Source organism: Catellatospora paridis (assembly GCF_009720365.1).
In the GTDB taxonomy this organism is placed as follows: domain Bacteria; phylum Actinomycetota; class Actinomycetes; order Mycobacteriales; family Micromonosporaceae; genus Catellatospora; species Catellatospora paridis.
The window spans coordinates 486,996-511,338 of record NZ_ML769312.1 but is presented as its reverse complement, the minus strand read 5'-3'; the positions used below and the strand labels follow the sequence as shown (position 1 = coordinate 511,338).

The following is a 24,343-nucleotide window of genomic DNA, read 5'->3' as shown; positions in this document are numbered from 1 at the left end:
TCAGCCTCTCCAGCCGGGACAGATGTCTTCGTCGTCGGGGCGGATCGTGGACGCCGCCCGTTCGGTATCGGTCAACCCACGGCCGAGCACGTCGCACAACTGCCGCCGCCACTCCGACGGGTCGAGGGAGAACTGCCGCACACCGAAATCGAGGCCACTGACGGTCAAGATCGTCCCAGCCTCGTCGATGCTGCTGGTGCTCGGCCGGGTCTCTCGGAACTCGTTGGACTTGGGCAGCACCAGTGTGTGCCGGACAGCCGGCTCCCTCACCTCCCACACCGCTAGCTGCTCGCCACTTTGCAGGTAGACCGTGCCGTCGCGGAAGTTCTGTACCCGGCAGCAGCCGTCGATCACGGGATTGACCGGCGGCGTCAGCGTCGCGACCAGCTCCATCCGGCCCAGATCAGCGATGCGGACCTGACCCTGCTCGCCGACCACGGCCAGCCGGTCGCTGCGCTCGTCGAAGGCCAATTGCATGACGCTCTGTACCCCATCGATCTGGAAAATCTTCGCCCGCTTGCCGGTGTCGGCGCTCCACAGCGTCACGATGCGCCCGCCCGTGTTCAACGCCAGCAGTTGCCGTTGCGAGTCGTAACCACAGGTGCCCGTACTGGCCTGGATGTCGACGCCCTCCTCCCCACTCAGGTCGACCGGGTCCAGGGGCCGCAGGCTCGGATACTCCCAGCGGCGGATTACGCTGCCGTTGAAGTGGACCAGCCTGGTGTCGGTACGGATAACGCAGGCCCAGCCCAGTCGGGGACCACCGTCGGCTTTCGGGCTGGGCGACGTGTCCAGCTCGTGGCGTACTAGCGCCGGTTCATGCAGGTCGCGCAGCGACAACTTGGTGTAATCGGCGTCCGCGGTGAACAGGTATCGGTCGTCGGCGATCAGCACGTGTTCCGTGGCCGGCAATTCGCTGTCGATCCGGCGGCCCGACGGCAGCTCCCACAGCCGCTGCGGGGTGGCGTCCCTGGCCACCGCGAGCGGGCCGATCGGGAACACCCGCTGCGTATCGGTGCCGGAGAGGTGAGCGCCGAGCTCGGTGAGACTGCCGCGCGCAACGTCGGCGAGCACGACGCCGCCGTCCGCGGCATGGGCCACCAGCCAGCCGCCCTCGTGCGGCACGGCGACCGGTACCACCCGCTGGTGGAAGCCCTCCGCGCCAAGCCGCGGCACAGCCAGCACCGCCGCATTACCGTTCTCCGTGGAGACGAGCTGCAATGGCTGCTCGGCGGCTTGGGTGCCCATCGGCATGCCCAGCAGCAGCTCGCCTGCGGGATCGAAACCGAGCTGGTTGGCGAAGGCGCCTTCGCAGGGGGTGATGAACTCGCGCACCTGCCGCACGGCAGGTAACTCGAACAGCCGCATCTTTCCGCTGGTGGAGTACTTGGGGCAGCTCACCAGTCTTTTGCCGTCTGGGCTGACCCCCACCACGTTGTCCGTGATCTGCGTGGCGACTTTGGCACTCTTGACGTCCCACACCGCCGTGTTGCCCGACATCGAGGACCGGACCAGCACGGTGTCCGCATCGGGCCCGAACCAGGCGGCGTCGACGTCGACCAACGGGAGTTCGGTCCGGGTGCCGTCGCGCAGGTTCCAGACCAGCGCCCCGACCGGGTCGGTCTCATGCCTGGTGGCCAGCAGCAGCAGCGACTGACCGGTCGGATCGAATCGCGCCAGCCTGAGAAAGTGGTAGCCGACCTCCGGGAACTGCTGCCGATTGCCGTTGGCTGCGATGACCGTCACGCCCAGCTTGTCCCGGAAGGCGATCGAGCTGCCCGACCTGTCGGTGATCACGTCCCGGACGTCCTCTCCGAGCCGCTCGGCGACGGGGCGGCCGGTACCGTCGAGCCGCCACCTGCGTAGATCGGGGCCGGCGGTCAGCAGCGCGGGCGGATCGGTGGTGACGGCCATACCGGTCACGCTTTCGGTGTCCGGCAGGATCCGTGAGATCTGATTCATCTGCGCGTACACCTGGAAGAGAGCGCCAGTGGACTCCGGCAGCGGCCTGCTGTGGTACGCGGACAGCGCGGTTAGGGCAGCCTTGTTCAGGTCCGTCGGCAGGAACCGCGGTGCCCGCACCGATAGGTCACGGGCGGTCGCGTCACGCAGCTGCTCTCTGAGGTCCTGGCTGCTCCGGTGCAACTGGATCGCGAACCCGCCGGTCGCCAGCAGCAGCACCACCAGCGCCCCGGCGGCAGACCGCCAAGCCCAGGTGAACCGGCGGCTGCGCTGCTGGCTGGCCTGGATGAAGTCCCGGTCGGCCTCGGTGAGGTCCTCGCCGTTGGTACGCAGCCAGTTCCGGGCCGCCTCCAGCCGCGCGCCGCGCAGCGGCTCCTGCTGCTCGCGGCTGATGCGCAGGCTCTCGTACCACTGCCAGAACTCGGCCGACTCCTTGAGCCAGTCCTCCAGCCGCTGCCAGCGGCGGGTCAGCGCGTCGTGGGTCAGCTCGTAGGTGACCGTGCCGGTGTCGCGGTCCTGGGACGTGACGATGAGCCGGGCGGCGGCGAGCTCCCCTGCGACGGCCAGCATCGGCGGGGTCAGGTCCTGGGCGCGCACCGGGCGGCGCAGCGCGGTCCCGGCGGCGGTCGGCTGCACCAGCCGCAGCATCAGCGAGCGCACCGCGGGCAGCTCGGCCTGCGGGATGCGTTCGCGCAGCACCTCCTCGGCGTAGCCGGCGATGACGCCGCCGACGCCGCCGAGCGCGTCGTACGTCTCGTGGGTGAGCACGTCGCCGGGCTCGGACCGCCACAGCCGCTCCAGCAGGAACTCCACCATCGGCAGCGCGCCCGCGGTCGCGCCCGCGTCGGTGAGGATGCGGTCCACGAGCCGGGGTTCGGCCGCGCGGCCCGATGCCGCGAGCGGCCCCTCGACCGCCTCGCGCAGCCCGTCGCCGGTCAGCGGGGCCAGGTAGGTGATCGCGTGCGTCCACGCCGGACCGAGTTCGGACAGGGCCGCGGCCTGGTCCAGGAAGTCCGAGCGCAGCGTGACGATGACCCGCACGGTCCGGGTCGACTCCCACAGCGCCCGCAGCAGCGTGAACAGCTCGGTCGCCTGGGCGGGCTCGTGGCCGACGAGCTCCTCCAGCTGGTCGACGATGACGATGAGGCGCTGCGCGTGGGCCTGGTCGAGTGCTCGGACGACGAGGTCGCCGACGCGCCCGGCGCGCAGCTCGGCGGCGATCTCGGCCGGCGTGGCGTCGGGCAGGTCGAAGGCTTGTGACAGCGCGCGGGTCAGCACGCCTTCGGCGGTGACCCCGGCGGCGACGCGCAGGCCGACGATCAGCGCGGGCCGGGCCCGGAGGCGGGGCAGCACGCCTGCCGACAGCAGCGACGACTTGCCGGTGCCGGACGCGCCGTTGAGCACCGTGAACGGCTCCCGCCACACGGTGTCAGCCAGCTCGGCGGCCTCGGTGGCGCGTCCGAAGTAGAGCGGGGCGTCCTGCTCGCGGAACGGCTCCAGGCCGCGGAACGGGCTGTCGTCCCAGCGGCCCGGTGGTTCCGCCCAGCCGGCCAGTTCCGGCAGCGCGCCGAGCAGCGCGGCCGCGGGCTGGGCGTACGCGGTCCGCCGCCCGGCCAGGGCCTCCGTCGCGACGATCATGCCGGTCACGGCTTGGCGGTCGTCGTCCCAGACGGGTCCGCCGCTGAAGCCCTGCGTGGCCCAGAAGCCGGCGTTACGATCGTCGTCGATCTGCAGCCAGCCCGAACCCTGTCGGCCGTGCATCGTGCCCACGGCCCACACACCGTCCGGGTGGTGCTCCGGGAAGCCGAACATCCGGCACCGGTGCCCCCAGGCGTCGGGCTCGTCCACGAGGCGGACCGGCCGCACCCCCTCGGGCACTGGCGCCTGCAGCCGCAGCACAGCGATGTCGGTCTCCCGCGCGGGCTGCCACACCTCGACGACGGCAGTGCCGGTGGTGCCGGTGGCCCGGAATCGGACCTCGATCTGTGTGCCCACGCCGGGCTCCGCGGACCTGCGGGCCAGCAGCTTCGTGATCACGTGTGCGGCGGTGCAGACCAGGTCGGGCGCGGCCACGAAGCCCGCCCCGACCGGATGGCCGTTCGGGACGTCGATCGAGACCATGCTCGCGTGCAGCCGTTCCTCGGCGGACATTCCCGCTCACGTCCCCTCCGTGCCGGTCGGCGCGGAGCGGCCCCGGCCCGACGAAGGCTCCATATTAGATGTTCGTCGGGCGGGGCGCGGTCCCGGACGGCGTACGGTCAGGCCGGGTCGAGGACGAACACCGGGATCTCGCGGGTCACCTTCCGCTGGTAGTCGGCGTACGTCGGGAAGGCCTCGACGGCCCGGTCCCACCACACGCGACGCTCGTCGCCGGTGGCCAGGTGCGCGGTGTACGCCCCGCGGACCGGCCCGTCCTGCAGCATGACCTCGGGATCGGCGACGATGTTGTGGTACCAGTCGGGATTGCTCGGCCGGCCGCCGACCGAGGCCACGATGGCGTAGCTGCCGCCGTGCTCAACCCGCATCAGCGGCGTCTTGCGGATCTTCCCGGACCTGGCCCCGCGCATCGTCACGACGACGACGGGCTTGCCCATGATCGTGGTGCCCTTCGTGCCGCCGCTGGCCTCGTAGGTCTCGACCTGCTTGACCGACATGTCCCAGGTCCCGGGTGCGTATTCCCCTGTCAGCTCCATTCGTCACACTTTATGGGCGGAACGCAGCCGATCGCGCGACCGGTGCCCGGTCGCGCGATCGGTGTCCTGCCCTGGCGCTACAGGGCCTGGCGGACCTTGGCCGCGTACTCCGCGACCGTGTCCGCCCCGCCCCACGCCTGGCCCAGCTCGCCCGGCTCGGCGCCCAGGCCGAACATCACGGTGTCCGCCGTGCCCTGCAGCCAGAGCCCGTCGGTGTACGCGGCGAACAGCGGAGCCGCGGCCGGCACCGTGGCGGGCCGGACGACGGTGGCTCCGCCGCCCGGGGTCCAGCCCGCGAGGTTGTCGAGCACCGCGACCACCTTCGGGTTCGCGTTGGCCCCGGCCAGCGCCTCCGGGCTGACCGCCTTGTTCTTGAGCACCTGCACGAACACCTTGCCGTTGTGCACCTGCGCCGCGTTGCCGGCCACCACGCGGTCGACGGTGACGACCAGCGTGACGTAGGCGCCGTCCCAGCGCTGCGTGTACGCCGTGTTCGCGAACTGCAGGTCGATCCCCGTGGTCACCCCGGTCAGGGTGCCCTCGACGATCAGCTCACCCGCGGCGACCGCGGCCGCCGGGGTGGCCAGCGGCGTGTAGTCCACGTCGACGCCCCTGGTCACCAGGGCCGCGAACGGCTCCGCGGAGGCCGGCGCGCGGTCACCGGCGCAACCTCCGGCGAACAGGCTCAGTGCCGCGACCAGCGCCAGGGCCGGGCGGGAATGGATCTTGCGCATGACGATTCCTCTCCAGCTCAGTAGGCGCCGTTGATGTCGGCGATCTCGGCGGCGCAGTACGTGCGCCACTGCAGGGTGGCGTCGGGCACCTGGCCCGACATCATCGCGCAGCCGGGATCGTGGTCCAGGCCGACGCTGTGGCCGACCTCGTGCACCGCGGTCTTGCGCCGGTCCTCCCAGTCGAACGCGCCGACGTCGAGCTCTGCGTAGTCGAGGGTGAGGTCCGAGGAGGTGCAGATGCCGACCGGGCTTTCCAGCCAGCAGCTGCGCGTGCCCCGGATGCCCGCGGCGAGGTTCAGCTCCCACCACCACACGTCGGTCTCCATGAAGGAGCAGGTCGGCGGGTCGATCGGGAACAGGTCGTCCATGTCGGTGGTGTTGCCGAGCACCGCCATGGCATACCCGCCGACCGAGGCGTCGGTGGTGAAGCCACTGGTGTAGCAGTAGGTGTGCGTCGCGTTGTCGGCGAGCGTGCTGTCGCCGTTGTCGGGGAACGCGTACGCCGATCCGGGCGTGGCGAGCAGCAGGGCTGCCGCACACGCCATGGCGAGTCCGGTGAGCGACCACTTGCTCCCCGGTCGCCGGCTGACGTTCTCTGCCATCTGTCTTCCCTTCGTGGGGTCGGTTGACGACCACGATCGCGAGGGAGTGTCAGCGCGGCGTCACGGTGCGGTCATGGCGGGTTTGCCGGAAGCCGCACCCGGCCGGCCCGGCGGGCATAAAATGATCTCCATCTGCGCCGGTCGCTGCCTCGATCAGGAAAACGCGACAGCGGTCCGGCGGTCCGACTCAGGGCACAGTCCTCCGGCGCCGAACGGCCGGGAGGCGCGCGCGAGGAAGGCGGAACCGATGGCACCGTCACCCGACCCGGCACCCGACGCCGAACAGCTGATGCTGGGCGCCGTGCCCGGCGCGGCCGCGCTGGGCCGCGGCCCGGTACCGGACGGCTACTCGCGGCACGAATACCACCACCCGGCGGCGGGCTGGGGCGCGGCGCGCAGCGTCGGCAAGGTCCTGCTGGGCAGCCCGGAACCGGTGGAGGGCATCCGGGCGCTGTGGGTGATGAACCACGAGGACGGCGGTTTCGACTGCCCCGGCTGCGCCTGGCCGGACGACCCGACCGGGCTGCGCCTGGACATCTGCGAGAACGGCGTCAAGCACGTCACCTGGGAGATGGCTCCGCCGCGGGCCGACCGGGACTTCTTCGCCGCGCACCCGGTCGCCGAACTGGTGAACTGGACCGACTACGACCTGGAGGCCGTCGGCCGGCTCGCCGAGCCGATGACCTACGACCCGGACACCGACCGCTACGTCCCGATCTCCTGGGAGGACGCGTTCGCCCTGGTCGGCAGCACCCTGCGGGGCCTGGGCAGCCCGAACGAGGGAGCGTTCTACACGTCCGGGCGGCTGAGCAACGAGGCCACGTTCCTCTACCAGCTGTGGGTGCGCGAGTTCGGCACGAACAACCTGCCGGACTGCTCGAACATGTGCCACGAGGCCAGCGGCCGGGCGCTGACCGCCGCCCTCGGCTCGGGCAAGGGCACGACCGACCTGGAGGACTGGGAGCAGGCCGACGCGATCTGGCTGATGGCCGACAACGCGGGCAGCAACGCGCCCCGCATGCTCACCTGGCTGGCCGAGGCCGACCGGCGCGGCGCGGCGCTGGTTCACATCAACCCGCTGATCGAGGCGGCCTCGCGCCGGACCATCGTGCCGCACGAGTTCGTCGACATGGCCACCTTCCGCACCACCCGCACGGGCACCAGGAACGTCCAGGTCCGCATCGGCGGCGACCTGGCCCTGATGCGCGGGGTCGCCAAGGCCGTGTTCGAGGTCGCCGACAGCTATCCGGCCGTGCTCGACCGGGACTTCATCGACACCTACACGTCCGGCTTCGAGGACTACCGCGCGGCCGTCGCGGCGACGTCGTGGGCCGACATCGTGCGGGATTCCGGCATCACCGAGGTGGACATCCGCTCGCTGGCCGCGTCGTACCTGAATTCGCAGCGCGTCATCTTCGCGTGGTGCCTCGGGCTGACCCAGCACGAGCACGGCGTGGACACGGTCCGTGAGCTCACCAACGTGCTGCTGCTGCGCGGCAACATCGGCCGGCCGGGGGCCGGGCCGGCGCCGGTGCGCGGGCACAGCAACGTGCAGGGCAACCGGACCTGCGGCGTGGACCACCGGCCGACCAAGGCCTTCCTGGACCGGCTCGCCGAGGTGTGCGGCATCGACCCGCCGCGTGAGCACGGCCTGGGCACGGTGGCGGCGATCGAGGCGATGCGGCGCGGCGACGTGAAGGTGTTCGTCGCCCTCGGCGGCAACTTCGTGATGGCCGCCCCCGATCAGCCCCGAACCTTCGAAGCGCTGCGCAACTGCGACCTGACCGTGCAGGTGAGCACCAAGCTCAACCGCAGCCACCTGGTGCACGGGCGGCGCGCCCTGATCCTGCCCTGCCTCGGCCGGTCCGAGCGCGACGTGCAGGCCGCCGGGGAGCAGGGCATCACCGTCGAGGACGCGATGGCGATGGTGCACATCTCGTTCGGCATGAAGGATCCCGTCTCACCGCACCTGCGCTCCGAGTGCTCGATCCTCGGCGGGATGGCCCAGGCCACCCTGCCGGACAGCCACACGCCCTGGCAGGACTACGTCGACGACTACGACCGCATCCGCGACACCATGTCCCGGGTGCTGCCCGGCTTCGAGAACTTCAACGCCCGAGCACGCCAGCCGCACGGGTTCCGGATAGCCCAGCCGTCCCGGGAGCGGGTGTTCGTGACGCCGTCGGGCAAGGCCGAGTTCTGGTCCGGGCCGCTGCCCGACGACGTCGACCCCGGCGAGGGCCGGCTGACGCTGACCACGGTGCGCTCGCACGACCAGTTCAACACGAGCATCTACTCCAATGACGACCGCTACCGCGGCGTACGCGGCCTGCGCACCATCATCTTCATGAACGCCGACGACATGCGCGCCCGCGGGCTGGCCGAGTTCGACCTCATCGACGTGACCAGCTTCTCCCGCGACGGCACGCAGCGAACCTTGTACGGGTACCGGGCGGTCGCGCACCCGATCCCGCCCGGCAACGCGGCCGGCTACATGCCCGAGTTGAACGTGCTGTGCGGCCTTGCCGACATCAGCAGCCAGAGCGAGCAGCCGGTCACCAAGCACCTCGTCGTCGAGGTGACCAAGCAGGCACGGGCCTGACCCGGCGGGATGACCGCGGTTCAGGTCACGGCTGGTGCGTGAACGCCCCCGGGTTGCGGGCGGTCCAGTCGAACAGCGGCTGCAGCGCGTCCATCAGCTCGACGCCGCGGGCGGTGGGCGCGTACAGGATCTGTACCGGGGTGCTGGGGATGACCTGGCGCTCGATCAGGCCGTGGTGTTCCAGTTCGCGCAGGCGCTGGGTCAGCACCCGGTCGGAGATGCCGGCGGCGAAGGCCCGGTAGTGCCCGAACCGACGGGCGCCACGCCGGCCGGCGAGCATGATCATGCCCACCCAGCGGCGGCCCAGCAGCTCCAGGACCGGCTGGAAGCCGCGGCAGGCGGCGTCGCTGGCGTCGTGGTGGTCGGGCACGTAGGCCGAGAGTTTCGTGGTCACTTACTAATGGTAAGCAGCTAACCGGAGTTTTGCCCAGTCGCGCCGAACCACGCCAAGCTGGGGATACGCGGCGATCAAGAGCGTGCCGCGGGTCGGCGGCCACGCCGGCCGACCGGTTACGGGAAGAGAGACCACGACATGCACATCCAGGTCATCAACGGCACGACCCGCGAGGGACGGTTCAGCGAGCGGATCGCCCACTGGGTGCTCGGCTTCGCCCGGCAGTACGACGGGGTCGAGTTCGAGCTGGTCGACCTGCGCGACCATCCGCTGCCGTTCTTCGACGGGGCCGCCCCCATGTGGACCCCGCGGCAGTACGCCAACGACGAGGTCGCGCGGTTCGGCCGCACCGTCGACCGCGCCGACGGCTACATCGTGCTGGCCGCCGAATACAACCACGGCTACTCGGCGGTGCTGAAGAACGCCATGGACTGGACGTACGCCGAGTGGCACCGCAAGCCGGTCAGCTTCGTGGGCTGGGGCAGCGTCGGCGGCGCGCGGGCGATCGAGCAGCTGCGCCAGGTCGCCGTCGAGTTCGAGATGGCACCCCTGCGCCGCGCCGTGCACATCGCCCCCGACCTCTACCTGCCTGCCCTCGAACAGCCCGACCCGACCGACACGGCCGTGTTCGCACCCGCCGAGCCGTTCCTGAAGCTGCTCACCGACGACCTGCTGTGGTGGGCCGGGGCGCTGCGTACCGCGCGGACGCGCGACGCGGCCTGACCCGGCCCGACGGCCGGCGCCCGCCGACGGGGAGGCGGGCGCCGGCCGCCGTCGGACGGCAGCACTTGACCTGAACCGAACTTGAGCTTCTAGGTTGCCTCCAGGGCCGCGGCGCATGACGGCGCCGGCCGCTCAAGGAGGTTCACATGACCGAGCAGACCACCCACACCGAGATCCCCGACCGCTACCGCTATGCCGTGATCCCGCACATCATGGTCGACGACGCGGCCGCGGCGATCGACTTCTACCGGCGCGCGTTCGGCGCCCGCGAGGACATCAGGATCGACGCTCCGGGCGGCGGCATCCTGCACGCCGAGATCACCATCGGGCGCTCGGTGCTGATGCTGGGCGACGCGAGCGTGGACGAGGCCGAAGCCGGCTCCTTCGCCGCGCCGACCTCGCTCGGCGGCGGCACGACCGTCACGCTGCATGTGTACGTGCCGGACGTGGACAGCCTGGCCGAACGGGCCGAGGCCGCGGGCGCCGAGATCCTCCAGCCGCCGAAGGACATGTTCCACGGTGACCGCACGGTCATCCTCAAGGACCCCGCGGGCCACCTGTGGGTGTTCCTCACCCACCTCGAAGACGTCCCCGAGGAGGAGCTGCACCGCCGCATCAGTCGAGGGTGATCTTCCCCTCGGCGACCGTGATCGTCTTCGGTGCGAGCGGCAGGGTCGCCGGACCCTTCAGCACCGACCCGTCGACCGCCGAGTACCTGCTGCCGTGGCACGGGCAGATGATCTGGTCGTTCTCGACCGCGCCGACCTGGCACTGCTTGTGCGTGCAGATCGACGTGAACGCCTTGAACGAGCCCTCCACGGGCTGGGTGACGACGACCTGTTCGGTCGTGTACACCTTCCCGCTGTGCACCGCGACGTCGGCCGACGGTCCCAGCACCACCGGGCCGGTCGGCGGCGCGGCCGGCGGTTGCGGCGCGGAACCACCCGGCTCCCCCGCCGATCCGCACGCTCCGACCAAGCTGATCGCGCTCGCTGCGGTGCCGGTGAGCACCACTCGTCGCGTCGTTCCCATCGCACACCCCCGCCGACAGCAGACTCCCCCCAGCCTAGTGCCGCGAACCGTCGCAAATGCCCAGTTCACGGGCGATGAGCTGGGCCGCAGCCCGAACCCGCAGCCGAGCCCCGGGGCCGCCACCCCCGCGCCGACCGGGCAGCCGTCCGCGAGCGCGGCGATCCGCTCCCTGAGCACCCCCGGCGGCGTGGTCCATGCCTCCTGCGCGGGCGGCGCGGTGACGCTCACCTCCTGGAGCCCCGCGCAGGGTTTTCGTGCCGACGACCCGGAGCCCGGCCCGGCCAAGGAAGCGCGCATAAGGTTCAAGAAGGACAAGAATGAAATGCGCGTCGTCGTCACTTGCACAGGGGCGGAACCCGTCGCCCGGGTCATCCCCGACAACGACTGACCAGTCCCGCGATCGGGCTGCCACGTCACCTACATTGCGTAGGATCGTTTCGGCCGGGAACTCGTTGTCCGATACGTGGTGGGCAGACAACGACGTACGGCGCCCCGCTGGGCGCGCTGGAGCGTGCTGGCAGGCACGGCCCTGATGCTGTTCGCCGGGACGGCGCTGGTCGCCGTGGACCGGGTGGTCGCCCGCTACGAGAACGCGGTGCACCATGCGGACCTGTTCGGCGATCAGGGCGAGAGCCCCGACGCCGAGGTCCCTGCCCGGCGCGACGATGTCAAGGGCCCGCTCAACATCCTGCTGGCCGGCATCGACCCGCGCAACGACGACCCGTTCTGGATCCCCCGCGCCGACTCGATCCTGGTCATGCACATCCCGGCCGGGTTGGACCGCGGATATCTGTTCTCCCTGCCGAGGGACCTGCTCGTCGCGATCCCGCCGTTTCCGAAGTCCGGTTACCCCGGCAACCAGGCGGACAAGCTCGCCCATGCCATGTTCTTCGGCGCGCAGACGCCGGGCAGCCGCCGCGCCGACAATGCGCAGGGTTTCGAGCTGCTCGCCGCGACCGTCAGCCGATACACCGGGATCGCCCGGTTCGACGCCGGCGCCATCATCGACTTCAGCGGGTTCAAGGACGTCATCGACGCCCTGGGCGGCGTCGACATGGTCGTCGACCAGCGGGTCGCCTCGATCCACCGCGAGCCCGACGGCGACCCTCGCGACCACGGCAAGAGCAGCACCGGCTACGTCGGCCCGCAGATGGTGTACGAACCCGGGCGGCGGCACTTCAACGGCTGGCAGGCCCTCGACTACGCCCGCCAGCGCTACATCCCCGGTGGCGACTACGCCCGCCAGCGGCACCAGCAGCAGATGGTCCGCGCGATGGTCACCAAGGGGTTCAGCGCCGACCTGCTCGCCGACCCGCTGCGCCTGGACAAGGTGCTCCGCGCGGCAGGCAGCTCGCTGACCTTCAGCGGACGCGGCCGCAGCCTCGTCGACTGGGCGTTCACGCTGAGCGACCTCCGCCCGGACCAGATCGCCATGGTCAGGCTGTCCGGCGGCGGGGTCGGCCGCTGGGTCGAGGACAAGAGCAAGAAGGCCGACGACAAGCCCGACCCCAAACCGTCCAGCCCGGTCGACCCCGACCCGAGCAAGGACCCTGAGAAGCCTGAGAAGCCGGAGAAGCCCAAGCTGAAGTACGAGTACCTCGGCGAGCAGTTGGACGCCTCGGCACGGCAGTTCCTCGCCTCGGTCGCCGCCGGTTCGGTCGAGAATTTTCTCGCGCTGCACCCCGGCCTGATCAAGGGCTGATGCGCCGGCGCGGTCGGCGGATCGGGCTATCGTCGGTCGGATGCGACTCAGGGTGCTCGGCGCGTGCGGCGCATGGCCGGACGCGGGCCAGGCCTGCAGCGGCTACCTCCTGGAGCACGAGGGCTTCCGGCTGGTCGTCGACCTCGGCTACGCGACCGTGCCCCAGCTGCTGCGACACGTGACCGCCGAGCAGGTCGACGCGGTGTTCATCAGTCACGGACACCCCGATCACTGCGCCGACCTGAATCCGCTGCTGCGGGCCCGCGCGCTGCGGGACGATCCGCCGGCGCCGCTGCCGGTGTACGCGCTGCCGGGGGCGTTGGACGCGGTGCTGGCACTGGACCGGCCCGGGATGCTGGCCGGGGCCTACGAGCTGCGCGAGGTCACCGACGGGGGTGCCTTCGATGTCGGGCCGTTTCACGCACGGACTCGGCTGCTGCCGCACTCGGTGCCGAACGCCGGTGTGCGGCTGGCCGCGGGTGGCCGGGTGCTCGCGTACACCGGTGACAGCGGTCCGAGCCCTGACGTGGTGGAGCTGGCGCGCGGCGCGGACGTGCTGCTGGCCGAGGCCACCCACGTGGACGAGGTGCCGGAGGGCTCACGGCGTCACCTGTCGAGCGCCCGCCAGGCGGGTCGGCAGGCCGCGGCCGCCGGTGTCGGCCGACTGCTGCTGACCCACCTGTGGCCGGGCACGGATCCGGCTGCGGCACGGGCGGCGGCCGCCGAGGAATATGACGGCGAGGTGGCCGTCGCCGCCACCGATCTGGTGCTGGACCTGCGGTAGCCGTCACCTGTCCGGCGAGGTGCCGAGACTTTTCGCCATGATCTGCTCCCGGCGTACGCCGTCCGGCATCAGGTCGCCGAGTTCCGCGGTGAGCCGGAAACCGTTGCGCCGGTACACGGCGGCGGCGGCATCGTTGCCCTCCGCCACAGCCAGTTTCAACACGTCCGCGCCCACCTGCTCGGCCCACCGCTCCACCGCCGCCAGCAGGTGGTCGGCCACGCCTCGGCCCCGGGCAGCGGGATCCACCCACATCGAGATCAGCTCCACCACACCGCGGTCGTCGGTCGGCACACCGCTGGCCATGCCGACCGGGCGGCCGTCGAGCACCGCCACGAGGTTGTAGGAGCCGGGAATCTCCAGCCGCGCCCGCCACCGCTCGCTGCGATCGCCCTCGCCCTGCCAGTCCGCCAGCCGGGATCCGAAGGCGTAGGGCGCATCCGCCAGCGCGGCGAGCCGCAACTCCCGCCAGATCGGCCAGTCATCCGAGGTCAGCACGCGCATTTCGATCACGACGAGCAGCATGCCGCCGTCGGCACGCGGACGCCACTGCTTTTGGCGCACCGCGCGACACAGGTGGCCCGACGCGGGATGCCTGACCGCGCCTGTCGACACGACCCGGAAGTACGCCGAAACTTTCGGATTTCCCCGTCTAATGAGGATCATTACGTTCCGGTTTCCCGTTGCCAGCATGGCATCCAGCCGTTCTCAACCTGGCACGATACATCCACCAGACTCGGTTCTTGCCTGCTGGTTATCCGAAAGTTTCCGGAAGTCGTTGACAGCTCGACGACACGGGACAAATACTTTCGCCATCGACGAAGTTCGACATCGTCGATCCGGGTCACCCGATCTGCTCCACCGGGCGTCGCGCGCCCGACGACCGGCCTGCCCGTCGGCCTCTCCCGAGGAGGAAGCACACCCATGATCGACGCACCCGCTCCCCCGACCAGCCGCGGCCGCGCCAGGCTTCTGCTCGGCGCAGTCTGCATCGCGGCGATGGTCGCGGCCACCACGATGCTGCCCGGCGCCGCCAGCGCGGCCGTGACCTCGAACCAGACCGGCACCAACAACGGCTACTTCTACTCGTTCTGGACCGACAGCCCCGGCACGGTCTCCATGGAGCTGGGGTCCGGCGGCAACTACAGCACTTCGTGGAGCAACACCGGCAACTTCGTCGCCGGCAGGGGCTGGAGCACCGGCGGACGCCGGTCCGTCACCTACTCCGGCAGCTTCAACCCGTCCGGCAACGCCTACCTGACCCTCTACGGCTGGACGACGAACCCGCTCGTCGAGTACTACATCGTCGACAACTGGGGCACCTACCGGCCCACCGGCACCTACAAGGGCACGGTCACCAGCGACGGCGGCACGTACGACATCTACCAGACGACGCGGTACAACGCCCCCTCCATCGAAGGCACCAGGACCTTCAACCAGTACTGGAGTGTGCGGCAGTCGAAGAAGACCGGCGGGACGATCACCTCCGGCATTCACTTCGACGCGTGGGCGAGCAAGGGCATGAGCCTCGGCAGCCACAACTACATGATCATGGCTACCGAGGGCTACCAGAGCAGCGGCAACTCCAACATCACGCTGGGCTCCACCGGTGGCGGAGGCGGCGGAGGCGGCGGCGGCGGCGGCGGTTGCACCGCGACGCTGTCCGCGGGCCAGCAGTGGAGCGACCGGTACAACCTCAGCGTCTCGGTCAGCGGCGCGACCAACTGGACCGTGTCCATGAACGTGCCCTCCCCCGCCAAGGTCCTCTCCACCTGGAACATCAGCGCGAGCTACCCGACGGCCCAGCAGCTTGTCGCCAGACCCAACGGCAGCGGCAACAACTGGGGCGTGACCATCCAGCACAACGGGAACTACACCTGGCCGACCGTCTCCTGCAGCGCAGGCTGACCCCGATCCCCGACACCGCACCAGCGGCGCGGCGGCCCACGGCCGCCGCGCCGGCTCACGCCGCGTCGCGGCGCAGGACGTCGTCGAGGGTCTCGCGGCGTACGAGCACGCGCGCCTGCCCGTCACGGACCGCGATGAGCGGTGGACGGCCCACGAGGTCGTAGTTGGACGCCAGCGGGAAGTGGTAGGCGCCGCAGCCGGGCACGGCGAGCAGGTCGCCGGGCCGCAGGTCGTCGGGCAGCGGCTCATCGCGCACGAGCACGTCGCCGGTCTCGTCGTGGCGGCCGACCACGGTCGTGGACACGGTGCCGGCCTGGCTGGCCCGGCCGACCAGGACCGCCGTGTAGCGGGCGCCGTACAGGGCGGGGCGGGGGTTGTCGCTCAGGCCGCCGTCGACGGCGACGAGCTGGTGGCCCTGTTCGTGGCGGACGGCCAGGACGCGGTAGAGGGCCACGCCCGCGCGGGCGACGACGGCGCGGCCGGGGGTGACCGACAGCCGTGGCCGCGGTGCCGAGGCGCGGTCGCAGGCCAGGGCGAGCACGCGGCGCATCCGGGCGGCGAACGGGTCGACGGGCAGGGTGGTCTCGCGTCCGGTGTGCGCGACCGCGAACCCGCCGCCGAGGTTGATCTCCTCGATCTGCACGCCGTGGGCGCGGCGCAGCTCGGCGCTGGTGGCGATGAGCTGGGTGATGGCGTGTTCGTAGCCCCCGAACTGGGCGAGCTGCGAGCCGAGGTAGACGTCGAGGCCGACGAGTTCCAGCAGGGGGCTGGACGTGATCTCGTCGACGAGTTCGGCCAGTTCGGCACCGGTGGTGGGCACGCCGAATCGGTCCTCGCTCGGGCAGGCAGGCAGTCCTGGCTCGGTGAAGCCGAGTTGCGCGGGCAGCAGCCGGAGCATGACCTGCTGGCGTCGGGGGCGGCGGGTGCAGGTCAGCCGGGCGATGTCGGCGGCGGACTCGATGACGACCCGGCCCGCGCCGCGGGCGTCGACGTCGCCGTGCACGACGACGCGTTCGGGCGGGAAGCCCGCGGCCATGGCCAGCTGCCACTGGCCGGTCGAGTACACGGCCAGGCCGAGGCCCGCTTCGTCGATCCACCGCAGCAGGCCGCGGCTGAGCAGCGCCTTCGCGGCATAGACGACCTGCGCAGGGCCGAACGCGGCACCGTACGCGGCGCAGCGTTCGCGGACGTCGGCTTCGTCCAGGACGTAGGCGGGGGTGCCGAACTCCTCTTCGATCGCCATCAGCGGCACGCCGCCGATGCTGACGCCGCCCCGGCCGTGTTCGGTGGTCAGCGGCCACAGCGCTCGGTCCAGTCCGCGCGGCGGCAGGGAGGAGCGCAGTGAGGGGATGACGTCGGCGAGGGTCATCGCAACCCCTCCCGCGGCAGGGCGGTGGGCGTGCGGAGGGCCGGTCGGGCCGCGGTGTCGGCGGGCTCCGCCGGAGAGGCTGTCGGTGTCACCGCCCCATGACACCCGGCCCGGACACCCGGCGGCCAGCGCCTTGACGCGGTCGCTACGGCAGCGGCCCGGTTCTTGACGCCGTGACGGCGGCGGGCGCGGTCCGCGGCGGCGCAAGCGCCGACGCGTCAGCCCGACAATGGCGGGCCGTCCCGTGGTGTGGTCAGCTCGCCCGCAGCCGGGCGACCAGTTCCCCGGCACGCCGCCACCAGTACTCGTAGCGGCCCGGGAACAGGTCGTTCAACGTGTTCAGGCGCTCGAACGCCTCCGCCGCGTAAACCGGGTCGTCCTCGGCCTCGCCGATGAGCAGGCAGACGTTGGCCAGGGAGCCCGCCACCAGCATCGGCGCGTGCTCGGCGTACTCGCGCAGGATGGGCTCGGCCCGCCGCGCGGACCTCGCCGCGTCGGCCCGGCGTCCCTGCGCGAGCAGCACCTCGGCCTCGGTGGACAGCGGCATCGCCCAGCGGCGGCGCTGCGCGGCCGTCACCGGCTCACCGTCGAGCGCCCGCAGCACGCTCATCGCCTCACCGACGGCGGCGAGCGCCTCGTCGAGGCGCCGGGTGCGGGTCAGCGTGGTGGCGTGGTTGGTCAGCGCGGTGGCGAGCAGGTGTCGAGCGGGCCGGTCGGTCTCCGTGCGGGCAAGGGCGATCGCCTCCGCCTCGGCGGCCTCGGCGTCGGCGAAGCGGCCGAGCAGGGTCAGCGACGTGCCCTGCAGCACGAGCAGCTCGATCTCGATCTCCCGGTGGCTGCCGGGGGCGGTGGCCCGCAGCACGTCGAGGGCCTGGGCCAGCGGTGCGAGGGACTCGGCGGTCCGGCCCAGGTCGGCCAACGCCGCGCCCCGGTTGAGCAGCAGCGGCACCCGTCCCACCGCGGACAGCACCTCCGGCGCGGTCTGCTCCAGCTCGGTGAACAGCTCCAGGGCCTGCTCGACCGCCGCGAGGCTCGCCGCGGCGTGGCCGAGCTGGCGCAGCACGAAGCTGCGCAGGGACATGAGTTCGGCGCCCAGCACGTGCACCAGCTCCGACCCCTGGACGGCCGGGGAGCGCCAGGCGGTCTCGGCCGCGTCGAGCACGGTCAGCGCGGCCGGCCGATCGGGCTCCTGCTGCACGGCCAGCCAGCGCGCCATGAAGAGACGGACCCAGACCAGCATGGTCGCGCCGTCGTCGCCCTCCAGCGCGTACTGCGCCTCCAGCTCGCGGGCGAGCCGGAGCGCACCGGCGTGATCGCCGAGGCTCGCGAGCCGCTGGGCCGAGGTGAGTGGATCCTGCTGCACCCGCCCAGGGTCCCACACCATGATCGCGGAGGATGTTGCGCGGCCTCATACCTAGAACTAGTATGCATAGCAGTTCTAGGTATAGGCGGTGTCCTCGTGCACATCACGAAAGATCTCGTCGCAGCCTCGGCTACCCCCCTCGTGCTGGGCATCCTGGCCGATGGTGAGAGCTATGGCTACGCGATCCTCAAACAGGTCAACGAAATGTCCGGCGGCCATCTCGAATGGACCGACGGCTTGCTCTACCCGCTGCTGCACCGGCTGGAACGGCTGGGTCACGTCGAGTCGACGTGGCAGACCCCGGCGGAGGGGCGGCGCCGCAAGTACTACCGCATCACCGACCAAGGCCTGAAGGAGCTGGCTGAGCAGCGCCGCCAGTGGGCCGCGGTCGTCGACACCCTGCGCGGGGTGTGGAACGCCGGGGCGTCGCTGCGCCCGATCCCCGCATCCGCGTGGGGCGTGACCGGATGACCGTCGACAGCAACAACGACCTCGAGAAGCAGATCGCCGAGTGGCGCGCCTACATGCGCCGCCGCCGGGAGCTGCACCAGCCTGACGCCGAGGAGCTGGAGGACCACCTGCGCGACCGGATCGCCGAGCTCACGGCGGCGGGCCTGCACAGCGACGAGGCGTTCCTCATCGCCGTCAAGCGCATGGGCAGCCTCGACGAACTGTCCCGCGAATTCGCCCGGGAGCACTCCGAGCGCCTCTGGAAGCAGCTGGTGCTGACCGGCGACGACGCCGGCACGCCGACCTCCCGCAAGCGGCGCGAGCTGCCGACCATGATCGCCTTCGCGGTCGGCGCGGCGGTGGCGTTCAAGGTGCCGACCCTGTTCGGCGTGGACTTCACCGACGACAACAACGGCGGCTTCTACCTGCGCAACTTCGGCCTGTTCGCGCTGGCTCCGCTGGCGGCCTACTTCGCGTGGCGGCGACGGGTCAGCCCCGGCGTCATCGGTGTGCTGGTCGCGCTGTTCGCCCTCGGCGCGGTGGCGGCCAACGCGTACCCGATGGCCATGGACTCGCAGACCATCGTGCTGACCATGATCCACCTGCCGATCGCGCTGTGGCTGGTGGTGGGTGTCGCCTATACCGGCGGCGAGTGGCGGTCCGACCGGCGGCGGATGGACTTCATCCGGTTCACCGGCGAATGGTTCATCTACTTCGTGCTCATCGCCCTCGGCGGCGGTGTGCTGACCGCCTTCACCGTCGGCACCTTCTCGGCCATCGGCCTGAACGCGGAGACGTTCGTCGGGCAGTGGCTGGTGCCCTGTGGCGCCATGGCCGGGGTCGTGGTCGCGGCCTGGCTCGTGGAGGCCAAGCAGAGCGTCGTCGAGAACATGGCACCGGTGCTGACCCGGGTGTTCACCCCGCTGTTCACGGTCACGCTGCTGGTCCTGCTCGGCGCGATCGTCTGGACCAGCAACGGCATCGACGTCGAGCGCGACGTGCTCATCATCTTCGACCTGCTGCTGGTCGTGGTGCTCGGCCTGCTGCTGTACGCCATCTCGGCCCGCGACCCCGCGGCCAAGCCCGGCGTCTTCGACAAGCTGCAGCTCGCCCTCGTGGTCACCGCGCTCGTCATCGACGTGCTGGTGCTGGCCGCGATCACCGGCCGGATCACCGAATTCGGATTCACCGCCAACAAGACGGCCGCACTCGGCGAGAACCTCGTCCTGCTGGCCAACCTGTCCTGGTCGGCCTGGCTGTTCCTCGGCTTCGTCCGCGGCCGGCTGCCCTTCGGCAGGATGGAGCACTGGCAGACCCGCTACCTCGTGGTGTACGCGGCCTGGGCCTGGATCGTCGTGCTGGCGTTCCCGCCCCTGTTCGACTTCGCCTGACCACAGGTCACGCAAGAACGTTCGATGGCGCGGCAGATTCCAGCCGCGCCATCGAACGTTCGGGGACTCGCTCGACAGGTCTACCCGATCGAGTCGTAGCCGTACCAGGCTGACGCATCGAGGACCTGCGCCGGGGTCAGCGGGTCGCCGAGCAGCGTGACCATCGTGTCGTTCAGACCCTGCCCGCTCGGCACCTGCTCGTCGCCGTCGCCCGGGGAGTAGCTGCGCCCACGGCGGGTCAGCCACGCCTCCCACAACCGGTCCACGTTGCAGTGGTTGAGGTAGAACAGCGGATCGTTGGGCGAGGTGCCCGGGCCCATGTCACCGCCGACCCACACGTGCACCCGGTTGTGCATCTGCGGGCTGCCCGCCTGGCCCACCCGGCGTGGATCGAGCCAGCCCTCCACCCGGTTGCGGAACCCGTCGGAGCTCACGTCCCACGGCGCGCTGTCGTAGCCCAGCCCGTCCTCGAGAACCCACTTGGCGTCGTCGGCGACGGGCAGGCCGGGCACGTCGGCGTCGGTGCCGGCGTTGCGCTGCAGCGGGCGCGGCGCGACCGACCACAGCTGCGTGCCGTAACCCATCAGCCGCACCCGCATCGCGGCCAGCGGGCCGCTGACCACGTCGCCACGCGCGTCGCCCAGCGCCGCAGCGCCCCACAGCGAACTGGTGTGCTGCTGGTCGGCGGGCAGCCCGCCGTCGACGGTCCAGTCCCAGTACGGCAGACCGGCCTCCGGATCGCCGGTGACTCGCTGGATCTGCTGCTCCAGGCGCAGCAGGAACATCCGGTGCCAGGGCAGGAAGATCGGGCCGCCGTGGGCCAGGTTGCGCATCGGGCGGGTCGGACTACTGGGCATCTGCATCGCCACGAAGTGCCACAGCACGAACAGGTCCCAGGTGGTCAGCTGCTGGTCCACGCCGTACAGGCGAAAACCCGGGACCGACGGCGACAGCAGCTGGTTGAGCTGTGCGGTGGTGTAGCCCGACGGCTCGGCGTTGAGCGCGACGGCCCCGGCGAGGAAGCGCTCGCGGGCGGCGTCGGAGGTCTGGATGTCAGCGCGGACGGCGGTCACCGGTGCCCCTCCCCGTGGTGCTGGTGCCGGTCGTGGTCGTGCGACGGCTGCGCCGGGACCGGCGCCGCCGGCTGCGGCTGCGCACCGTGCTCCTGCTCCGCACCGTGCTCGTGCTCCGCACCGTGCTCGTGCTCCGTGCCGTGCTGGTGGTCCTTGTCGTCCACGCAGCAGGTGGTGCCGTTGCCGCAGTGCTCGCCGTGCTCGCCGAGCAGGCAGCCGAGCTCGTCGACGGCCGGCGGCTCGGTGCCGAAGTAGTCCAGCACCCGCTTGCACATGTCGATCGCCGACGGCAGCGCGTACTGCGGCAGCCCGTGGTAGTGCACCGCGCCGTTGTCGAGCACCTCCAGGCCGCCCTCCAGCGGCTTGCCGTCGATCGTGATCTTGTAGGTGGTCTCGATCCGGATCTCCCGCCCGCGGTGCACCGCGGTGCGCACCGACGTCGACACGCCGTCCGTGCCGTGCGCGTGCCCATGACCGGCCACCGACGGATCGGGCAGCCCGTAACCGCCGGCCTGCAGCGCGGCCGTGAACCCGGCGAGCGCCGGGCCGTCGTCCTTCGTGAAACTCACTGGTTCCCTCCACCGTGCTACCGCAACGCCCGGGGCGAACACCGCCGCAGGCCAACGCACTGTGGCACCCGGACAGAGCCCTCACAACGCCACGACGGCATTCCGACAACGGAAGCGCTGACGCGTGTGACAGGAGCGTCAGAGCCCTGTCAGCCAGCGGCCGATGACGGCGAAGTCGGCATCGGTGAGACCGGTGCGGGCGTCGACGCGGTGCAGCAGTGCGTGCCCGTGATGATGCGCGGACACCCAGGCACGGTCCGCGTCGGTGATCTCGTCGTCGACCCAGACGAACGAACGACCTGCCGCCCACTCGACCAGGCCACGGGTCTTCCAGTGCAGCCGGGTGTCCTCATCGTCCTCGCCGGGCCAGGTCACGACGGGCAGTTCCGGCAGCCCGAGCCTCGGCGCGATCACCTCGTTGGCATCGTCCATCCAGGTCGTGGCCCATACCAGATCGCACGGCAACCGCGACAGTGCGCGCCCGTGCTCGGGGACTAGCCGGGCCAGCAAGGGATGTACGCCTGGTTGCGGGGGTGCTGCGGGACGTTCGGGCTGCTCGGTCATGCCGAACGGAAGCAGCGGCCCGTCGACGTCGAGGAACAGCAACGGACGGTTCGTGGCACCCGACATGTTCGCAGGATATCCGCGCGAGCGGCCGAGGTCAGGCGCGCGTGGTCAGCACAGCGGTGTCGAGGATCCGGTGCCAGTCGGACTCCTCCAGGGGCCGCGTCGCCAGCGAACCCATGCCCGCCATGGCATGGAGCAGGCGTTCCCGCAGCGTCGTCTCGGGCGTCCCGGTCGCTTTCGCCATGCGTGCGGCCTCGGTCGCGAACCGCGCGGACCGGGAGAACTGCAGCAGCGCGTCGGGCAGCGCAGTGGGCGCCTCGATCGCCCGCTGATCGCCGTCGGCCAGCTCGACGATGAGACGCGCGCCGAGCGCACCGGCGAGGTTGCTCACGGCGGACAGCGTCGGGTTTCCCCGTCCGTTCTCCAGATTGGCGATGTAGGGCACGGACAATCCCGCATCCACCGCGACGGAGGCGATCGTGCGGCCCGCCGCCGTACGGCGCATACGGAGCCGTACACCGAGATCTTCTATCCTCACAGGACAGATCTTGCCATAAAGTGTTCCGTAGGAATAGGGTCGGCAGCCATGTGGCCGAACGTGCTGCGCAACCCGAGCTTCCGGCGCCTCTGGGCAGCCTCCACGATCGACTCTTTCGGCTCCTGGCTGCTGGTGATGGCGGTGCCGCTGCAGGCCTTCCTGCTGACCGGGTCGGCGATGTCGACCGGGATCGCCCTGGCCGTCCAGGCACTGCCCGCGGTGGCGATCGGGCCGTGGGCGGGTGTGGTGACCGACCGGTGGCATCGCAGGAGGATCATCGTCATCGCCAACCTGGCGAGCGCGGTGGGCGTGGCTCTGATGACACTGGCCACCGACGCCGACCGCCTGGCCTTCATCTACGTGGGCCTGCTCGTGGAGAGTGTCGCGGTCTGCTTCCTGCGGCCCGCGCTCGCGGCCGTGACACCGGCAGTCGTGGGCAACGAACCCGACCTCGCCTCGGCCAACGCCCTGTCGGCCTTCGTCAACAGCGCCTTCCGGATGCTCGGCCCACTGCTGGGCACCTATCTCGTGGCCCGCGGCTGGTTCCAGGCCGTCGTCCTCGTCGACGTCGCGAGTTACCTCGCCGCCGCCGCGATCGTCATGACCATCACCGCCATCCCGGTCGCGCCGCCGCGCAGGACCACCCGGCGGATCACCGCCGAGTTGCGCGCAGGGATGCGTCACATAGTCCGCACTCCCCTGCTGCGGGGCCTGCTGACGACCAGCGGGATCTACTGGACCGCCAACGCCTCGCTCACTGCGCTGCTGATCCCCTTCGTCGCCGACCGGCTCCACGCCTCCGGTCAGACCCTGGGCCACCTCATCGCCGGCCTGGGCGTCGGCTATCTGTGTGGATCCGCGATCAGCAAGACCCTGATCTCGCGGTATGCGACCCGCACGGTCCTCACGATCGCGTACGCGGCGGTCGGGCTCTGCTTCCTGGCGATGTTCACGGCGACGACGCCGCAGGCCGCTGTCATCGCCGTGACGGTCTGCGGGGTGCCCGGGGCGGTGGCGCAGATCGTCACCGGGCACCGGGTGCAGGCGTCGACGCCGGATGAGGTGCTCGGACGGGTCTCCGCCGCCTTCTACGCCGGCGACTCCACGGCGGCGGTCGTCGGCGCGCTGATCGCCCCGGCAGTCGTGGCGCTCGCCGGACTGGGCACGGCCCTGATCGCGTTCAGCGCCGCGGTGCTGGGCACAGCGGCCGTGGCCGCCGTCGTGCTGCCGCCGTCGACGCCGGGGCGACCCGGTCGGGCCTCACCCGCCCAGCGCCACCGCCGCGCCGAGGCACACGAGCGTGCCGCCGGTGAGCAGTTGCAGCCTGCGGTGGACCGCCGGCTTCGACACGAGAGTGCGACCGCGGTTGACCGCCCAGGTGAACAGCACGTACCAGCCGGCGGTGACCAGTGCCCACAGCGCACCGAGGGCGACGCTCGAGGCGAACACCGGCCCGTTGTGGGTGACGAACTGCGGCAGCAGGGAGACGGCGAAGACGCCGGCCTTGGGGTTGCCGAGATTGGTGGCCAGTCCGGCGGTGTACGCGCCCCAGCGGCCGCGGGTGTCGATCACGGGTGAGGGTGCCGGGCCGGTCGCCGGCTGCCGGCGCATGGCGCGCAGCGTGCTGACGCCGAGCAGGGCGAGCACGACACCGCCGGCCAGCCGCAGCAGGGTGTAGGCGTGCGGGTTGGCCAGCAGCACCGCCGACAGCCCCGCAGCGGCGGCGACGGTCCAGGTGAGCAGGCCGGTGCAGGTGCCGGCGATGCTCGCCCACGCCGCGCGGGGTCCACCGTGCAGGGTCTGGCGCAGCATCAGCGCCTGTCCGGCGCCGGGCAGCATGGCCAGCAGCCAGGTGGTGCCGATGAACAGCGGAAGGTGCGTAGGCATGCC

Annotated in this window: 23 protein-coding genes and 1 pseudogene; 10 read left to right on the top strand and 14 right to left on the bottom strand. The window is 71.2% G+C overall.

From position 1 onward, the window contains the following. The 4 genes from F9C41_RS02120 to F9C41_RS02105 form a co-directional block, all read right to left on the bottom strand. Positions 1 to 4,113, bottom strand: a complete 4,113-nt coding sequence (locus tag F9C41_RS02120; RefSeq protein WP_155384855.1) for an nSTAND1 domain-containing NTPase — start codon at positions 4,111 to 4,113, stop codon at positions 1 to 3. Positions 4,114 to 4,220: 107 nt separating this feature from the next. Continuing rightward, positions 4,221 to 4,655, bottom strand: a complete 435-nt coding sequence (locus tag F9C41_RS02115) for a nitroreductase family deazaflavin-dependent oxidoreductase (RefSeq protein ID WP_155384854.1) — start codon at positions 4,653 to 4,655, stop codon at positions 4,221 to 4,223. Between the two features lie 77 nt (positions 4,656 to 4,732). Continuing rightward, entirely contained in the window at positions 4,733 to 5,389 is a 657-nt protein-coding gene (locus F9C41_RS02110; RefSeq protein WP_155384853.1) for a hypothetical protein, read from the bottom strand. Positions 5,390 to 5,406: 17 nt separating this feature from the next. Then, complete coding sequence (locus F9C41_RS02105) at positions 5,407 to 5,991, bottom strand: hypothetical protein (protein WP_155384852.1); 585 nt, start codon at positions 5,989 to 5,991, stop codon at positions 5,407 to 5,409. Between the two features lie 247 nt (positions 5,992 to 6,238). On the opposite strand from F9C41_RS02105, the gene F9C41_RS02100 reads away from it, so the two are divergent. After that, positions 6,239 to 8,593 carry an FdhF/YdeP family oxidoreductase gene (locus F9C41_RS02100; protein WP_230689220.1) on the top strand — a complete coding sequence of 785 codons (2,355 nt, stop codon included), beginning with the start codon at positions 6,239 to 6,241 and terminating at the stop codon, positions 8,591 to 8,593. Between the two features lie 25 nt (positions 8,594 to 8,618). Here the strand turns inward: F9C41_RS02100 and F9C41_RS02095 are convergent, their stop codons facing one another. Next, positions 8,619 to 8,987, bottom strand: coding sequence for a winged helix-turn-helix transcriptional regulator (locus tag F9C41_RS02095; RefSeq protein ID WP_230689219.1), 369 nt, complete (start codon positions 8,985 to 8,987; stop codon positions 8,619 to 8,621). Between the two features lie 138 nt (positions 8,988 to 9,125). Between F9C41_RS02095 and F9C41_RS02090 the strand changes: the two genes are divergently transcribed. Both F9C41_RS02090 and F9C41_RS02085 read left to right on the top strand, forming a co-directional pair. After that, complete coding sequence (locus F9C41_RS02090; protein WP_155384851.1) at positions 9,126 to 9,710, top strand: NADPH-dependent FMN reductase; 585 nt, start codon at positions 9,126 to 9,128, stop codon at positions 9,708 to 9,710. Between the two features lie 146 nt (positions 9,711 to 9,856). Beyond that, complete coding sequence (locus tag F9C41_RS02085; protein ID WP_155384850.1) at positions 9,857 to 10,339, top strand: VOC family protein; 483 nt, start codon at positions 9,857 to 9,859, stop codon at positions 10,337 to 10,339. Here F9C41_RS02085 and F9C41_RS02080 read toward each other — a convergent pair. Continuing rightward, positions 10,326 to 10,742, bottom strand: coding sequence for a Rieske (2Fe-2S) protein (locus F9C41_RS02080; protein ID WP_155384849.1), 417 nt, complete (start codon positions 10,740 to 10,742; stop codon positions 10,326 to 10,328). The genes F9C41_RS02085 and F9C41_RS02080 overlap by 14 nt on opposite strands. Positions 10,743 to 10,779: 37 nt before the next feature. On the opposite strand from F9C41_RS02080, the gene F9C41_RS02075 reads away from it, so the two are divergent. The 3 genes from F9C41_RS02075 (at position 10,780) to F9C41_RS02065 (ending at position 13,228) form a co-directional block, all read left to right on the top strand. Continuing rightward, on the top strand, positions 10,780 to 11,130 hold the full coding sequence (locus F9C41_RS02075) for a hypothetical protein (protein ID WP_155384848.1): 351 nt from the start codon (positions 10,780 to 10,782) through the stop codon (positions 11,128 to 11,130). A gap of 78 nt (positions 11,131 to 11,208) precedes the next feature. Then, a complete protein-coding gene (locus tag F9C41_RS02070; RefSeq protein ID WP_155384847.1) occupies positions 11,209 to 12,444 on the top strand; it encodes an LCP family protein in 1,236 nt (411 codons plus the stop codon). 40 nt (positions 12,445 to 12,484) lie between these two features. Further along, entirely contained in the window at positions 12,485 to 13,228 is a 744-nt protein-coding gene (locus F9C41_RS02065) for an MBL fold metallo-hydrolase (RefSeq protein ID WP_155384846.1), read from the top strand. Positions 13,229 to 13,231: 3 nt separating this feature from the next. Here the strand turns inward: F9C41_RS02065 and F9C41_RS02060 are convergent, their stop codons facing one another. Further along, positions 13,232 to 13,918, bottom strand: coding sequence for a GNAT family N-acetyltransferase (locus F9C41_RS02060; protein WP_230689218.1), 687 nt, complete (start codon positions 13,916 to 13,918; stop codon positions 13,232 to 13,234). A 231-nt stretch (positions 13,919 to 14,149) separates the two neighbouring features. Between F9C41_RS02060 and F9C41_RS02055 the strand changes: the two genes are divergently transcribed. Beyond that, positions 14,150 to 15,133, top strand: coding sequence for a glycoside hydrolase family 11 protein (locus F9C41_RS02055; RefSeq protein ID WP_155384845.1), 984 nt, complete (start codon positions 14,150 to 14,152; stop codon positions 15,131 to 15,133). Between the two features lie 55 nt (positions 15,134 to 15,188). Here the strand turns inward: F9C41_RS02055 and F9C41_RS02050 are convergent, their stop codons facing one another. Both F9C41_RS02050 and F9C41_RS02045 read right to left on the bottom strand, forming a co-directional pair. Then, the gene (locus F9C41_RS02050) at positions 15,189 to 16,502 is read right to left on the bottom strand and encodes a diaminopimelate decarboxylase family protein (protein WP_155384844.1); all 1,314 of its coding nucleotides are present in this window, start codon (positions 16,500 to 16,502) and stop codon (positions 15,189 to 15,191) included. Positions 16,503 to 16,755: 253 nt separating this feature from the next. After that, positions 16,756 to 17,886: a hypothetical protein gene (locus tag F9C41_RS02045; RefSeq protein ID WP_196279588.1), complete on the bottom strand. Its 1,131-nt coding sequence runs from the start codon at positions 17,884 to 17,886 to the stop codon at positions 16,756 to 16,758. Positions 17,887 to 17,961: 75 nt separating this feature from the next. Between F9C41_RS02045 and F9C41_RS02040 the strand changes: the two genes are divergently transcribed. Next, complete coding sequence (locus tag F9C41_RS02040; RefSeq protein ID WP_155384842.1) at positions 17,962 to 18,336, top strand: PadR family transcriptional regulator; 375 nt, start codon at positions 17,962 to 17,964, stop codon at positions 18,334 to 18,336. Then, positions 18,333 to 19,706, top strand: coding sequence for a permease prefix domain 1-containing protein (locus F9C41_RS02035; protein ID WP_155384841.1), 1,374 nt, complete (start codon positions 18,333 to 18,335; stop codon positions 19,704 to 19,706). The genes F9C41_RS02040 and F9C41_RS02035 overlap by 4 nt, the downstream gene beginning before the upstream one ends. A gap of 80 nt (positions 19,707 to 19,786) precedes the next feature. Here the strand turns inward: F9C41_RS02035 and F9C41_RS02030 are convergent, their stop codons facing one another. From F9C41_RS02030 to F9C41_RS02015, 4 genes are all read right to left on the bottom strand, one after another. Next, positions 19,787 to 20,779, bottom strand: coding sequence for a tyrosinase family protein (locus F9C41_RS02030; RefSeq protein ID WP_155384840.1), 993 nt, complete (start codon positions 20,777 to 20,779; stop codon positions 19,787 to 19,789). Next, the gene (locus tag F9C41_RS02025) at positions 20,776 to 21,348 is read right to left on the bottom strand and encodes a hypothetical protein (RefSeq protein ID WP_155384839.1); all 573 of its coding nucleotides are present in this window, start codon (positions 21,346 to 21,348) and stop codon (positions 20,776 to 20,778) included. Before F9C41_RS02025 ends, F9C41_RS02030 begins: the two co-directional genes overlap by 4 nt. A 138-nt stretch (positions 21,349 to 21,486) precedes the next feature. Then, positions 21,487 to 21,978 carry an HAD domain-containing protein gene (locus tag F9C41_RS02020; RefSeq protein WP_155384838.1) on the bottom strand — a complete coding sequence of 164 codons (492 nt, stop codon included), beginning with the start codon at positions 21,976 to 21,978 and terminating at the stop codon, positions 21,487 to 21,489. Positions 21,979 to 22,009: 31 nt separating this feature from the next. Continuing rightward, entirely contained in the window at positions 22,010 to 22,453 is a 444-nt protein-coding gene (locus tag F9C41_RS02015; RefSeq protein WP_269058890.1) for a helix-turn-helix domain-containing protein, read from the bottom strand. A 48-nt stretch (positions 22,454 to 22,501) separates the two neighbouring features. Between F9C41_RS02015 and F9C41_RS02010 the strand changes: the two are divergent. Further along, a pseudogene (locus tag F9C41_RS02010) lies at positions 22,502 to 23,701 on the top strand (MFS transporter); the annotation flags it as partial. 12 nt (positions 23,702 to 23,713) lie between these two features. On the opposite strand, the gene F9C41_RS41040 reads toward F9C41_RS02010, so the two are convergent. Further along, complete coding sequence (locus F9C41_RS41040; protein WP_230689217.1) at positions 23,714 to 24,340, bottom strand: LysE family translocator; 627 nt, start codon at positions 24,338 to 24,340, stop codon at positions 23,714 to 23,716. Positions 24,341 to 24,343: the final 3 nt, after the last annotated feature.